This window comes from Alphaproteobacteria bacterium, from assembly GCA_015231795.1.
Taxonomy (GTDB): domain Bacteria; phylum Pseudomonadota; class Alphaproteobacteria; order Rhodospirillales; family WMHbin7; genus WMHbin7.
This window is the reverse complement of the sequence record JADGAX010000003.1, coordinates 54,624-67,352: the sequence shown is the minus strand read 5'-3', so window position 1 is coordinate 67,352 and position 12,729 is coordinate 54,624. Positions and strand designations below refer to the sequence as shown.

At 59.4% G+C, this 12,729-nt stretch carries 14 protein-coding genes; 6 read left to right on the top strand and 8 right to left on the bottom strand.

The features are described from left to right. Positions 1–9: 9 nt before the first annotated feature. Positions 10–1,176 (top strand): iron-containing alcohol dehydrogenase, encoded by a 1,167-nt coding sequence (locus HQL44_07960; GenBank protein ID MBF0268512.1) that lies wholly within the window; start codon positions 10–12, stop codon positions 1,174–1,176. A 106-nt stretch (positions 1,177–1,282) separates the two neighbouring features. Beyond that, entirely contained in the window at positions 1,283–1,591 is a 309-nt protein-coding gene (locus tag HQL44_07955) for a hypothetical protein (protein MBF0268511.1), read from the top strand. On the opposite strand, the gene HQL44_07950 is transcribed toward HQL44_07955, so the two are convergent. Next, the gene (locus tag HQL44_07950) at positions 1,588–2,193 is read right to left on the bottom strand and encodes an isochorismatase family protein (protein ID MBF0268510.1); all 606 of its coding nucleotides are present in this window, start codon (positions 2,191–2,193) and stop codon (positions 1,588–1,590) included. The genes HQL44_07955 and HQL44_07950 overlap by 4 nt on opposite strands. Positions 2,194–2,204: 11 nt before the next feature. After that, on the bottom strand, positions 2,205–3,137 hold the full coding sequence (locus tag HQL44_07945) for a hypothetical protein (protein MBF0268509.1): 933 nt from the start codon (positions 3,135–3,137) through the stop codon (positions 2,205–2,207). A 212-nt stretch (positions 3,138–3,349) separates the two neighbouring features. On the opposite strand from HQL44_07945, the gene HQL44_07940 reads away from it, so the two are divergent. From HQL44_07940 to flaF, 3 genes are all read left to right on the top strand, one after another. After that, positions 3,350–3,856, top strand: coding sequence for a hypothetical protein (locus tag HQL44_07940; GenBank protein ID MBF0268508.1), 507 nt, complete (start codon positions 3,350–3,352; stop codon positions 3,854–3,856). A gap of 165 nt (positions 3,857–4,021) precedes the next feature. Then, a complete protein-coding gene (locus tag HQL44_07935; GenBank protein MBF0268507.1) occupies positions 4,022–4,420 on the top strand; it encodes a flagellar biosynthesis repressor FlbT in 399 nt (132 codons plus the stop codon). Next, on the top strand, positions 4,407–4,844 hold the full coding sequence (gene flaF / locus HQL44_07930) for a flagellar biosynthesis regulator FlaF (protein MBF0268506.1): 438 nt from the start codon (positions 4,407–4,409) through the stop codon (positions 4,842–4,844). The genes HQL44_07935 and flaF overlap by 14 nt, the downstream gene beginning before the upstream one ends. 135 nt (positions 4,845–4,979) lie before the next feature. Here flaF and HQL44_07925 read toward each other — a convergent pair whose 3' ends face one another. The 6 genes from HQL44_07925 to HQL44_07900 all read right to left on the bottom strand — a co-directional run bounded on the left by HQL44_07925 (position 4,980) and on the right by HQL44_07900 (position 11,914). After that, positions 4,980–5,801, bottom strand: coding sequence for a flagellin (locus HQL44_07925; GenBank protein MBF0268505.1), 822 nt, complete (start codon positions 5,799–5,801; stop codon positions 4,980–4,982). Positions 5,802–6,147: 346 nt separating this feature from the next. Further along, positions 6,148–7,392, bottom strand: coding sequence for a hypothetical protein (locus HQL44_07920; GenBank protein MBF0268504.1), 1,245 nt, complete (start codon positions 7,390–7,392; stop codon positions 6,148–6,150). A 15-nt stretch (positions 7,393–7,407) separates the two neighbouring features. Then, positions 7,408–9,879 (bottom strand): flagellar hook-associated protein FlgK, encoded by a 2,472-nt coding sequence (gene flgK / locus HQL44_07915; protein ID MBF0268503.1) that lies wholly within the window; start codon positions 9,877–9,879, stop codon positions 7,408–7,410. Between the two features lie 18 nt (positions 9,880–9,897). Then, complete coding sequence (gene flgN / locus HQL44_07910) at positions 9,898–10,455, bottom strand: flagellar export chaperone FlgN (GenBank protein ID MBF0268502.1); 558 nt, start codon at positions 10,453–10,455, stop codon at positions 9,898–9,900. After that, complete coding sequence (locus HQL44_07905; protein MBF0268501.1) at positions 10,452–10,751, bottom strand: rod-binding protein; 300 nt, start codon at positions 10,749–10,751, stop codon at positions 10,452–10,454. Before HQL44_07905 ends, flgN begins: the two co-directional genes overlap by 4 nt. 29 nt (positions 10,752–10,780) lie before the next feature. After that, a complete protein-coding gene (locus tag HQL44_07900) occupies positions 10,781–11,914 on the bottom strand; it encodes a flagellar basal body P-ring protein FlgI (protein ID MBF0268500.1) in 1,134 nt (377 codons plus the stop codon). A 286-nt stretch (positions 11,915–12,200) separates the two neighbouring features. Here HQL44_07900 and HQL44_07895 point away from each other — a divergent pair, with 286 nt between their 5' ends. Next, positions 12,201–12,650, top strand: a complete 450-nt coding sequence (locus HQL44_07895) for a flagellar assembly protein FliX (GenBank protein ID MBF0268499.1) — start codon at positions 12,201–12,203, stop codon at positions 12,648–12,650. Positions 12,651–12,729 lie beyond the last annotated feature (79 nt).

Sequence of the window (12,729 nt, the reverse complement as noted above, 5' to 3'; positions counted from 1 at the left end):
AGGTGACACATGACTCCCTTCGTTTACCAGAACACGGTGAAGGTACTTTTCGGCCAAGGCCAGATCGCCCAGATCGCCAAGGAAATTCCCAAAGGGTCGCGCGTGCTGCTGGCCTATGGCGGCGGCAGCATCAAGGCCAATGGCGTGCATGCGCAAGTGACCAAGGCCCTCTCCAAGGCCGGGCTTTTCTTCGTCGAATTCGCTGGCATCGAACCCAATCCCAAATTTGAAACGCTGATGCGGGCGGTTGAACTGTCTCGCCTGGAGAAGATCGATTTCATCCTGGCCGTGGGCGGCGGCAGCGTGGCCGACGGCTGCAAGTTGATCGCCGCCGCCATTCCATTCGAAGGCGACGCCTGGACCATCCTGACCAAACGCGCCCCCATTGCCAGCGCCGTACCGCTGGGCGTGGTGCTGACTCTGCCCGCCACCGGCTCTGAGATGAACGCCTATGCGGTGATCAGCCGGTCATCGACCGGCGAGAAGCTGGCCTTCGGCTCGCCCCATGTCATGCCCGTCTTTGCGGTTCTGGACCCCGAAACCACATTCACCCTGCCCGCCCGCCAGATCGGCAACGGCATCGTCGACGCCTTCGTGCATGTGCTCGAGCAATATCTGACCTTTCCCGCACAGGCCGCATTGCAAGACCGCATGGCCGAGTCGGTGCTGTCGACGCTGATCGACATCGCGCCGGCGGCCATGGCCGAGCCTGCGTCCTACGACGCCAGGGCCAACCTGATGTGGTCAGCCACCATGGCGCTGAACGGACTGATCGCCGTTGGCGTGCCGCAAGATTGGAGCACGCATCTGATCGGCCACGAACTGACGGCCCTGTACGGCATCGATCACGCGCGCACGCTGGCGGGCGTCTGGCCGGGACTGATCGAGGTGCAGCGCGAGGCCAAACGCGAAAAGCTGCTGCAATTCGCCGAACGGATTTGGGCCGTCAAGGATGGTACGGAATCCCAGCGCATCGACCAAGCGATCGCTTGCACTTGCGCCTTCTTCAAGTCGGTTGGCGTTCCGGCGGGGCTTGGGTCCTACGGCCTAGCTTCGGATACGCCCAAGATCGTCGCACAGCGCTTGAGCGAACGGGGCAGCCTGCCTCTGGGCGAACGCAAGGATATCGACAAGGACGGCGTCGAGAAAATCCTGGCATTGGCGATGGCGGTGTGACGGCGCTCACAGTCAGCTTGTGACCTCGCGCACAGCGTCGCCGACAAGATGGCGCTAGGCTGGTCTTACGGTGGCGATTGCCTCCGAACATCCAAGCGAGACCGCCATGTCACTTTCCATCGGCAACCGTCTGAACGGTATTATTCCCAGGGGGGCACTGGCCCAGGTCAACCCGCAACCAAACGCGGGCAGTGCTTTTGCGGCGCCGGAAAATTCCTTTGGCGAACAGTCGCAATTGCAGCATGGCCGGGCCAGTGACTTGGCTGGTACGATGCCAGCCGCCAGTTGGCAGGTTCTGGCCAAGGCCGCTGAGCGTCCTTCGGCCCCCGAAGCCCGACAGATCGACAAGTCCTACGGCTATGTGGCCCATGCAAACCACAAACATGCCAATCCCGACTTTAGTGCAGCCGCTTAATCTTGTATTTCCAACGCTGTCTTGACCACCACCGCAAAGCGGTCGGACAATTCGGCCAACGCCACCTGATGCACGACTTCGGCAGGAATGGCCGAACCGCATGGGTCGGGCAAATCCCGTGACGCGCAGGCCCTGGCCACCACGGTCGGCAGATATCCGATTTCCGAGCAGGCACGAACCGTGGTGCTGACGCACATATGCGTCATGAATCCCGCCACGATCAGATCCTTACGACCGATATTGGTCAGCGTTTCATGAAGATTGGTCTTGGCGAATGCGTTGGGCAACCCTTTCAGGATTACCGTTTCGCCAGCGCTGGGCAGGGCCTCGGTCATGAAGCCGCTTTTGGGGCCGCTGGGATCGAACAGTCCGCCGCCCGGGCGTCCATGATGGGCGACATGGATCACAGGCGCGCCCTTGGCTCGGGCCAATGCGAGCAGGCGAAGCAATTCTGCCTTTGCCGCCAGGATGTCGGGCAGTTCAAGACCGCCGCCGACATCGTATTCCAGTTGATGATCGATCAGCAGCAACGCCGCCTGGGACCAGCGGGCTGCTTGCGGTTTCGCTCCGGCCAAGTCGAACAATGTTTTGGGCGGCGTCATGGCGGCTCCTGTCACAGATAATCGGGCAGAGGATCTTCGGTGGATATCCAGGTCAGCTCATGCTTGTTGTGAAACAGATGCACGATGCGGCTGCCTGGGAAAGACTTGAAGCGGTCAATGACGGCATGATCCGTTTCGCCTTGCAGCTTGACCGTGATTACGAAATTCCTGGCCTGACCCTGCCAGCGTTCGATCAGCTCCAGCAATCGCTCGGGATAGCAGATCACATCCGAGCACAGCCAATCGACGGGGCCGACTATTTTGGGATCAAGCGCGAAAGCGCTGTCTTGTCGGCAAGTCACATTGGGCAGGGCTGTGATTTTGGGATCCAGCGGCGCCTTGTCGATGGCGGTGACGGCGGCCCCCAACCCAGCCAGCACCCAGGTCCAACCGCCCGGACTGGCGCCAAGATCAAGACATGTCTCGCCCGGTTGCGGATAACGGCGAATCCGGGTCAATGCCTCCCATAATTTCAGATAGGCGCGATTGGGCGGATTGGACCTGTCCTCGACGAATTTCGCCTCGCCGTTAGCAAAGGGGCTAGAGGTTCGAGGCGACGCCAAAAGCGTGCCCGCCTCCAAAAGCGCAAAGGCGCCCATGGGCGCCGTGGGGGCCGGAGTGGGAAAAACCAGCGGCTTGGCCGACACCTTTGGCAACTGGTCCAAGATCAGCTGCGTGCGCCGGTGCAGGTGAAAGGCCGTGGCGGCCCAATTGCGCCCCCTTGCCTTCAACTCCTTGACCGCTTGGCCGATGGAGGCAACGGGAATGAGTTCTGGCTGCAGCCAGATGTTCTGCGCCCAGGCGGCCGGGCGCGGCCGCGCCTGCGTCGCCCAAAGCCCGCCACCCAAGGACAAGGCATCGGCCCCCAATTCATGGGCCAGCTCGGACTCGAAGCCCTGGGCCGCCAGATAAACGGCCCCAATGGAATCAATGGGTAAGCTCATGGAGCGACTATGAAGCCCCCGCACGGGGCCTGACAAGCGAATCTCTTTTGCAACAGTGACCGATATTTTTCAATCAGTTGGGCAGAAGGAGCCGAAGAAGCGCGGAACTGCTCGATTCGCCGACACTTTTCAGATATTATCCACAGGAGTTGCGGTGGCCGGAACGGTGCTGCCGATACCAGTTTCGTCCAAAAGGTAAGGAGACCCAAGGGATGAAGAAGTCGATCGTCGTGGCGCTTTCGGGCGCTCTTCTTCTGTCCGGTTGCGCCAACATGCCGCCCAGAACGGGTGGTCCGGCCAGCATGGGCGAAGCCATGGGCGCCGCAACGGGCGCCGTTATTGGCGGTTTGGCCGTCTATTACGGTGGACCCGGCGCCGGTTGGAGCCGCGTCGTTTATGCCGCCCTAGGCGCCGCGGCAGGCGCCTATGTCGGTGCGCAGGCAGGCGCCATGCTGTCGCAGATGGATATGCGCAAGGCTGAAAATACGGCGAATCAGGCCTTTGCCAGCCTGCCCAACGGCCAAGCCGCCGGCTGGAACAATGATGAGACCGGCAATTCGGGCGTCTTCATGCCGACCAACACCTATATGATGAGCGACGGCACGTTGTGCCGCGATTTCCAGGCCAGCGTCGCCACCCCGCGCAACAGCGGCACCACCCAGGGAACCGCCTGCCGCATGCAAGACGGCAGTTGGGCCGCCACCGGTCTGACCGGCTGATCATTTGTTTTCAAACACATGACGAGAGCGGGCCGCCAAAAGCGGCCCGTTTTCTTTTCTTGGCAGATTTTCTTTCTACGACTCGACCCTGCCCATTTGCAGGTCTATTGTTGTTAATGAATTTGGGGCATACTTCGGCTTGTTCATTTGGGAGTTGGCATTTTCATGCCCTTGAAAATTACGTTGAAGCCGCATGAAAAGGCGTTGATCGGCACGGCCGTCATTTCCAATGGCGGCACCAAGGCCGAATTGGTGATCTTGAACAAGGTGCCCGTGTTGAAGGAACGTGAGGTCATCACGCCTGACGAAGCCGACACCGCCGCAAAAAAAATCTATGTCACCGTCTTGAACATGTACGCCAATCCCCGGCAGGAAAAGGACTATCACGATCTTTACTTTTCCTTCGTCCGCGAGTTCGTCAACGCGGTTCCCAACGAAAAAGTCTTGGGAATCATCATGGAAATGTCTCAGCGCATCCTTGAAGGCGACCATTACCAGGCTTTGAAGGTCTGCAGAAAGCTGATAGATTTCGAACAGGAGGTTCTGTCTCATGGCCAAGGATAAGATTAACGCCTACAGCGACGCTCAAAAGACCGCCATGTCTCCCCGCGAGGTCGAGGCGATGGCGCTGACGAAGGCGGCGTTCCTGCTTGAAGAAGCCAAGAAGGACGTCGACAATTACCAAGCCTTCAGTCAGGCGCTTAGGTTCAATCATCTGCTCTGGACCATCATCCAGACCGACATCACCGACAAGAACAACAAGCTGCCGCCGGAATTGAAGGCCAACATCATGAGCCTGAGCATTTTCGTCGACAAGCAGACCGCCAAGGCGCTGGCCGAAGGCACGGCGAATCTTCTGGATGTGTTGATCAACGTGAATCGCAATTTGGCCGAAGGGCTGCGCATTTCGCCCCCGGATGCCGCTGGCGAACCAAGCCCGGCCCCGGCAACGCCCCCGCCTTCACCGACAGGCGGCATCTCCGCCTGATCTTCGGTTTCCGCCGAAGCCAAAACGCCCCGGACTTCCGGGGCGTTTTTGTATGCCGACGTGAGGCGCGCTGAACAAAGGAAAAGGGGGCGCCGGTGGAGCGCCCCCTTCCCAATTTGACTGCTAGCTTCGCTCTTAGAAGAGCTTAAGGATCGACTGCTCGGACTGGTTGGCCAGCGACAGCGAGGTAATACCCAACTGCTGACGAGTTTGCAGCGAAAGCAGGTTGGCGGATTCCTCGTTGATGTCGGCGTTCACCAGCTTGGCGGCGCCTTCTTCCAAGGTATTGATCAGGTTCTTGGTGAAGTCCAAGCGGATCTGCAGGACCGAGTTGTTCGAACCGAACGAGCTGGCCTCGGCGCGCAGCGACTTCAGACCGGCATCGACCTGGGCAATGCCCGATTCGATGGTGGACGAGTCGGTCCAGTTGGAGGCGGTCACCGTCTGCATGGTCAGGCCGGACGCGTCGAGACGGACGCCCGAAATGGTCAGCTTGTGGCTGGCGAATTCGTCGAAGGTCACGACCAGCGAGGCGCTGGTGCCGTTCACAAGGTTCTTGCCGCTGTAGCTGGAGTTGTAGGCCAGCTGGTTGATGGCGGTCACCAGCGTATTGTACTGGCTGGCCAGCTTGGTCTGCTGAGAAGTGTCCGTGGTGCCTTGGGCCGAAACGGCCAGCGCCTTGGCTTGCTCGACCAGCTTGGTGATGCTGTCGATGCCCTTGGTGGCGGCGCCCATCTGGCTGATGGCCTGATCCATCGTATCTTTGAGGTTGGCCAAGTCGGTGCCGCGGTTGGTAAGGCCCGACGCCGTGAAGAAGGCCTGAGCGTTGTCCAGCGAGCTGTTGACCTTCTTGCCGGTCGACAGGCGGTTCTGGGTGCGCGAAATCAGCGACGCAGTGTTCTGCAACGAAAGCAGATTGGTGCGGATGGCTGATGTAAGTGTGATGTCTGTAGCCATGATCGGTCTCCTGTTCTAGGTCAATTCGGTAGGCGGTTCTGCCTGCCTAGGGGTTGCGGCACTCCCACCGTGAGAAAACACAGACTTCCCCTATCAATCGATATGTTAGCAGCCCCAAGCCAAGAGTCAATCTTTTCTAGGTCTGCTAACCCATCTTGCCATCCTTTCCGCCGGAGCACTGTTTCCAGGGGGTTCATAGCCCAAGACGCACCAGGGATAGTAGGCAACACAGGCACTTAGCGATTCACCCTGGCATCAGTTTGCTTGCCTGGGCTTAATAAACCCTTACTTGGCCGCAGGATCATCCCCTCAGAAAGCCTTGGCTGAGGGAAAACACCTAAGGCCTTTAGATATAGTCGGACAGGCTGAGCTGGCGGACACGTCCGAAAGCGGTATAGGCAACTTCGAGAGCGGTCTGCTGGCTGGTTAGCAGCGTCACGGCCTCGGTCGTATTCACGTTTTCCAGATCGGCCAACCTGGCCTCGCTTGTCGCTTTGAAGATGGTCATGCGATCGATCGCTTTTCTGACCGTGGTAACATTGGTTTCGATCTTGTACTGCATGGTCAGCAGGTCGCTTTCCATCTCGGAATTGTTCGCAGCGTCGTGTTGGATCGTATCATTCACCAACTGGATGACCGAACCGATCAGGCCCGCATTTCCAGTCTCGACATTGGTCATATTTCCTTGCGAGATCAGCAGCATGGCCCGGATGGCCTTCTCGATCGCCGGATCGTTGGCATTGATGCCCAATGTAAATTCCTGATTCTCGTCGACACGATGCTGAATCTGCATGTTGTCGCCCTTATAGTAATAATCCGCCCCAAGGGCGACATTGCCCGCCCGCGTAGTGGGGAACTGGCTTTGCGGCTGGATGGTGACGCCCGCCGCAATCACCTCGTTGACCGGCGCCGCCGTCAGCGTCAGCACCGAACTGGTGCTATCGATCGACGCGATGGTGTAGGTGGCGTTGTTCGCCGCCGTGCCGGTTATGGTGATGGTGTCGCCAGCCGAGAATCCAGACAAGGAGCCAACATTCGAAGCCGTAATGGTCTGCGTCGCGTTGTCGAAGGTCAAGGATCCCACGGTCGCCGAAACCGAGGCTTGCTTGTAGGTGGACTGGAAATCCGCCAACGACGTCCAAGCCAGTTCGACCGGTTTGGTGTTGGTCTTGCCGCCCGAGAAGATGTACTGGCCGTTCATCTTCTCGTTCATAACCGACTGGATTTCCTGCAAATGCGTCCAGGCCAATTGCTGAATCAACGCCAGCGCATCCGGATCGTCCGATCCCTTGGCCAGGAAATCGCCCATTTCCGAACGGAAGGTGCTGACCGTCTGCATGACGGTGTTCAGCGAGTTGGACATGATTTCCATCTTGGTCTGCTGCGACGTGTTGGTCTGAATGAAGCGGAGCGCCAGATCGCGCTGGTTCTCAAGCGCCACCAAGCCGAAGCTGTCGCGCGCTATGCCAGCGTAGTCCTGGGACTTTTTCCCGGTGTTCACCTGGGTGTTCAGGTCCTTGAGTCGGGACTGAACGTTCAGCAGCTGGTTAAGCAGGATGGTGTCGGATGCCAGTGTACCTACGCGAGACATTTCTTGCCTCCCTTATTAGCGTATGATGCCGTTCAAGACTTCGAACAGCGTCTGTGTGGTGCTGATCATCTTCGCAGCCGCAATATAAGACTGCTGAAAAACGATCAACTGCGCCATTTCCTCGTCCAGGTTGACCGCGCTAATCGCGGCGTCCTTACTATACAGGCTTTCCTTCAGATTTGTAAGATAGCCCAGCGTATTCGAATTGTTGTCCACCCGGGTGGCCGTATCGGACACCGTATTGGTGGCGTAGGATTCGAACGTCATGGTCTGAACCGAAACATTGCCGGCCGTGCGGAAAGTCAGCGTCGTGGTCATGCGTTCGGCAAGCGCGAGCGCCGTCGTATTGTCGCCGGTGCCCAGATAGTACTCGCCCGTATCCGAGCTATATTGCAACTGCCCGCGAGAAACCATGCTGGGCGCGCTTTTGATGTCAGAGCGGACGGAAATGTTGGAAGCAGTGCCGGAGGCCCCGGCCTCCATGCTAATGCTGGTCAGCAAGGTGCCCGCCGTTTGGGTCAGCTGCAATTCCTCGCCGGTATCGGTAATCAAGCGCAACCGGTAGCCAGAACCTTCGGGAACCATGCTGGCCGTAATGCCGGTCACCGTGTTGGCGGTAACCCCCGCATTCGTATTGGCGTTGTTGATGGCGCTGACGATCTGCGTGAAAGAGGCGCCAGCGGCAATGGTGATCGATCCCAGGCCGCCGATGCCGGACGACAGATCGCCCAGGCTCCAGGTGCCGCCGGCTGGTGCCGTCCAACCTTTGCTTTGGATCGCCGACTCGTACAAGTCGTGTGGACGTTCGGTAACGAAAAAGTCGTTCAAACCCAAGAAGTTCGAGAATCCCTTGATCCCCGTTTCGTCCATGGTTCCATTGCCGTCGGCATCGAAGGAAATCGTGGCGTCCTGCGCATCGCCGACAAAGCCCAGGGCGTCTCGCAACGCCGTGGTGCTGGGGACGATCAGGAAGTCCTGACCGCTCGTGGCGTGATTGACCCGGATGCGAATGCCGTCACCTTCATTGACCAAGGTCGCCACCAGATCGGGATCGGCATCGATATTGGAAGCGATGGTGGCAATGCTGTCGCCCGCGCCCACGGCAATGGTGGCGATGGCGGCAGCGCCGGACGGGTCGTAAAAAACCAAGTTGCCCGCACTGCCGGGAACGGTCGTCGACGCATCGAACGTCATCGACTTCACGCTGTCCGATGACTCGTCTCGCATCGCCAGTCCCAGCGTGGTGGACCGCAAATCGATATCGAACTGACCGTCGGCCGCGACGGCCACCGTTGCCGTGCCCGCACCGTTGGCTTGGATCCAGGTCTGCATCGCCGTCGCCACGTCGTCGATCACCCAGTCGCCATTCATCGTTTCTCCGGCGGCTACCATCAGCGTATTGATGGTGGTACGCGCCGTCTGAGCGCCATCCGAGTCATAAAGGGTCAACACCGTATCGCCGTCGGTATAGCGCATGGTCTGTGTTGCCGAATCGACGAAAAAGCGCGTTCCGCTGAATGTCGACGTCAGATTCGGGAAGCCCGAGCCAGCATTGTGTATCTGGTTGATCTCTTTCTTAAGCTGGTGGGAGACTTCGTCCATCTCCGCCTGCAGATTGGGAATGATCGTGTCGCGCATGTCGATCAAGGCCTTCATGCGCCCGCTGCCGATCTCGTTGGTGATGTCGTTGGTGCCGACGTAAATGGGGGCGATGTCGCCGCCCGCCTTGGTCATCCAAGATTGGATGGTGTTGGCTGCGGTATGGCTGACCGCCACGGTCTGACTGTCAAGCAGCGTGCGACCCTGGCCCGTGAAGATGACCACGGTATTGTCGTCGCGCACGAAAGTCTGGATGTCCATGTAATCCGAGATTTCGGCCAAGGCCTGGTCGCGCTGGTCTTCCAGATCGCCGATTTCATGGCCGACCGCCTGCTCGCGCACGATCTTGTCGTTCAGCGTCTGGACGTCGGCAAGCCTTTCGTTGACAACACTAATCGCCAAGGTAATTTCCTTGTCGGCGTTCAGGCGCAAGGTTTGCAACTGCGTGGACATGGTGTTCATACTGAGCGCCAGGTCATTGGCGGCGCTGACCGTCTCCCATTGCGTGCTGCTCATGTCGGGCGATGTCGACAGCGATTCGAGCGACTGTCCGAAGGTGCCAACCAAATGGCTGAACGTCGTATTGTCGCCGGGGCGCCCGAACAGATCCTGGATGCGGCTGTAATAGGCATCCAAAGTCTCGGCGTTTGCCCAGTTCCCGCTTTCGGTACGCAAATCCTTGCGCAGATTGTCGTCGACCGTGCGCTGGATGGAGGCGATCTGCACGCCGGCGCCGCGCCCGGCCAGCACGCGCGATTCCGCAAAGACGCTCTTTCTCGAATACCCTTCGGTATTGACGTTGGCGATGTTGTGCGAAATCAGATCCAGGCTTCGCTGCGAAACCTGAAGTCCGCTGATCGCCGTGGTTAATCCAAGGGTTAGCGACATGGGATTCTCCCGTTTCCGCTAGAGGGTACGGTTGACGGAAATGGCAACCGACGGAATTCCTTTGCGCCGTCCCGTGCTGACGGCGCCTTCGCGGTCATAAACGGTACCGGCGCTTTGATGCTTGCGCGTGGCGTCGACGACCGCTTTCAACACCCGCTGATTGGCCTCGATGGACGCCTTCAGAAGGTTTCCATTGTCGCCCACCAACTTGTCGAGACGCGTGGCCAAAGCCAACACCTGCTCGCGCAGAGGCTGGCTCAAGCCTTTCATCACGTCCGGCCCGGCCTTGGCGATTTGCTTCATGCCCTGCTCGTACAGGCGCGACAGCGCGCCCTTGCGTTCTTGCAGGGGTTCGATATCGGCAAAGCGATGCGCGCGCAGGGCCTCGTTCTCGACCTCCAACACCTGACATAGATGCTGCGCCGCCTCGACGACCGAAATCAGGGCCGAAGTGAATTCCTTGCCCATCGCGTCCGCCTTGGCCTCGGCCTGCGGCTTTTCTTCGGCCTGCGGCGAACCGGCGGTGTCGGCTTGGCGCGCCACGGCCTGACGGCGAAGATTTTGCGAAGCGTTCATGGCGTCACCTCTTGAAGTTTAAGCATCTGCGCCTCGATCTGCTGCGCAAGGCCTACGCGCCCTGTCTTGGCGGTCATCTTGGCGTATTCGCCAATCATGAATGACTTGAACGAGTCCTCTCCCGCTCCGCCTCCGAACACCTGGTCGTTGCCGACCCCTTCGAACATATGCTGGAACATCTGGGACAAAAAGCTGGCCTCGAACTCCTGCGCCGTCTTGTGAATCTGCTCGCGGCTGACTTTGGCCTGGGGCAGCTTCGACTGCGCCTGCTCTAAGGCGAGATTGGCGCCGGACATCAAGCTGTCAAGGGCGTTGGCGGCGCTCATCACATCACCTCGATGTCGGCTTGCAGCGCGCCTGCGGCCTTGATGGCCTGCAGAATGGCGATCATGTCGCGGGGGCCGACGCCCAGATCGTTCAAGCCCTTGATCAGGTCTTGCATGGTGACGCCCGTATTCAAAGCCATCAGCTTCTTGTCGGCGCCTTCATCGACTTGAATGTCGGTGCGGTTGACGGTGGTTGTCTCGCCGACGCTCGAGAAGGGCGAGGGCTGCGACACTTGCGGCGTTTCCGTAATGCGGATGGTCAAATTGCCTTGCGCGATGGCGACCGGGTCGATGCGCACATGCTGGCCCATCACGATCACGCCGTTCTGCTCGTCGATCAGCACGCGGGCCTGCTGGTCGGGCTGCACGCGCAAGCCTTCGATGTCCGTCAGCATGCCGACCACGTTGCCCCTGTAATTCGGGGGCACCTTGACCTCGATGGTGGACGGATCGGTCGAACGCGCAGCAGCTTGTCCCAGGAACGAATTCACCGCCTCGGCCACCCGGCGCGAGGTTGTCAGGTCAGGGTTGCGCAGCGACAGGCGGACCTGCTCCATTTTCGTCATGTCGAAATTGATTTCGCGCTCGACGATGCCGCCGTTCGACACCCGGCCAGAGGTCGGGATGTTTTTGGTCACGCTGGCAGCATTGCCGGAAGCAGTGTAGCCGCTGGCGATCGATCCCTGCGCTACGGCGTAGATCTCGCCATCGGCGCCCAAAAGCGGCGTAACCAGAAGCGTTCCGCCCGACAGGCTTTTCGAATCGCCCATGGCGCTGACCTGCACGTCGATGCGCGAGCCCTGGCGGGCGAAAGGCGGCAATTTGGCGGTCACCATCACGGCGGCCACGTTCTTAGCCTTCAACTTGTCGGTCAAATCGCGGGTATTCACCCCCAGGCGCTCGAGCATGGCGATCATGCTTTGCTGGGTGAAGGCCATGTCCGACGCATCGCCGGTGCCATTCAGCCCGACCGCCAGACCGTAGCCGACCAGGATGTTCTCGCGAACTCCCTCGAAATCGGCAATGTCCTTGATGCGCGAGTCGGCCAGAACCGGGGCGCTGGTCCCGCCGACGGCCAAAACCACCAGGAAAGCCCTAAGACTGGTGCGAAGCGCGTTGGGTAAAGCGAACATGGGCGTCGTCCCGCATGAAAACGATATAATCCAAGCAGCTTCATGCGAAGGTCGTGCCAACTTCCTCCCTTTGATTTCCCACCTCTTTTTCCCGCGCCAGCTTGGTCAGACCCCTTTTGCCAGGGCAAGAATGGCCCCTGGGGGGCAAAAACTGCCCAGTGCGCAAAATCAAAAAAAGAGGCAGAATCCCTGTGTTTACGCCTCCTTAACGGATGAGGGGGCATAGTTCACGCTGTCGATATATGTGTGAGCGGCACAAGCCGCTCGTTGATCGAAGGTTATTAGAATGAAGGTTTCCGGCGTCGGAGCGGCCAGTCCTGCCAGCAGGACCAGCAAAGCCAGCAAGGCTAGCGCCAAAGGTGGGACTGAATTCGCCCAGCATCTTAGCGACGCCATTGGCGGCGTTGGGGAAGCTGGAGTCTTCGAGTCGCCCGCTCCCGTCAGCGGCGTCGATGCCCTGCTGGTCGTTCAGGCCGCAACGGATACCGGCGACGAAGACGCAAGGCGCAAGGCCAGGAAACGGCTGTACGAGCGCGGCGAAAGCATCCTCAACCACCTGGACGAACTTCGCCACGGGCTGTTGACGGGGCAGTTGCCCAAGGACCGGCTGATCGAGCTGGCGCAGCTGGTGCGCGGCAAGCGCGACCAAGTCGATGACCCGCTTTTAGCCCAGCTTTTGGACGAAATCGAACTCAGGGCCGAGGTCGAATTGGCGAAGCTGTCCCTTCGCGCCTGACGGACCCTTTATTTTTCAACAAGTTATCCACAGCAATTGGCACTTGCAGCCAAGCCAATCGATTCATATAGTGCGCAAC

Coding starts and splice junctions, on each gene's coding strand:
- HQL44_07960 (MBF0268512.1), top strand. CDS start 10: ATGACTCCCTTCGTTTACCAGAACACGGTGAAGGTACTTTTCGGCCAA.
- HQL44_07955 (MBF0268511.1), top strand. CDS start 1,283: ATGTCACTTTCCATCGGCAACCGTCTGAACGGTATTATTCCCAGGGGG.
- HQL44_07950 (MBF0268510.1), bottom strand. CDS start 2,193: ATGACGCCGCCCAAAACATTGTTCGACTTGGCCGGAGCGAAACCGCAA.
- HQL44_07945 (MBF0268509.1), bottom strand. CDS start 3,137: ATGAGCTTACCCATTGATTCCATTGGGGCCGTTTATCTGGCGGCCCAG.
- HQL44_07940 (MBF0268508.1), top strand. CDS start 3,350: ATGAAGAAGTCGATCGTCGTGGCGCTTTCGGGCGCTCTTCTTCTGTCC.
- HQL44_07935 (MBF0268507.1), top strand. CDS start 4,022: ATGCCCTTGAAAATTACGTTGAAGCCGCATGAAAAGGCGTTGATCGGC.
- flaF (MBF0268506.1), top strand. CDS start 4,407: ATGGCCAAGGATAAGATTAACGCCTACAGCGACGCTCAAAAGACCGCC.
- HQL44_07925 (MBF0268505.1), bottom strand. CDS start 5,801: ATGGCTACAGACATCACACTTACATCAGCCATCCGCACCAATCTGCTT.
- HQL44_07920 (MBF0268504.1), bottom strand. CDS start 7,392: ATGTCTCGCGTAGGTACACTGGCATCCGACACCATCCTGCTTAACCAG.
- flgK (MBF0268503.1), bottom strand. CDS start 9,879: ATGTCGCTAACCCTTGGATTAACCACGGCGATCAGCGGACTTCAGGTT.
- flgN (MBF0268502.1), bottom strand. CDS start 10,455: ATGAACGCTTCGCAAAATCTTCGCCGTCAGGCCGTGGCGCGCCAAGCC.
- HQL44_07905 (MBF0268501.1), bottom strand. CDS start 10,751: ATGTCCGGCGCCAATCTCGCCTTAGAGCAGGCGCAGTCGAAGCTGCCC.
- HQL44_07900 (MBF0268500.1), bottom strand. CDS start 11,914: ATGTTCGCTTTACCCAACGCGCTTCGCACCAGTCTTAGGGCTTTCCTG.
- HQL44_07895 (MBF0268499.1), top strand. CDS start 12,201: ATGAAGGTTTCCGGCGTCGGAGCGGCCAGTCCTGCCAGCAGGACCAGC.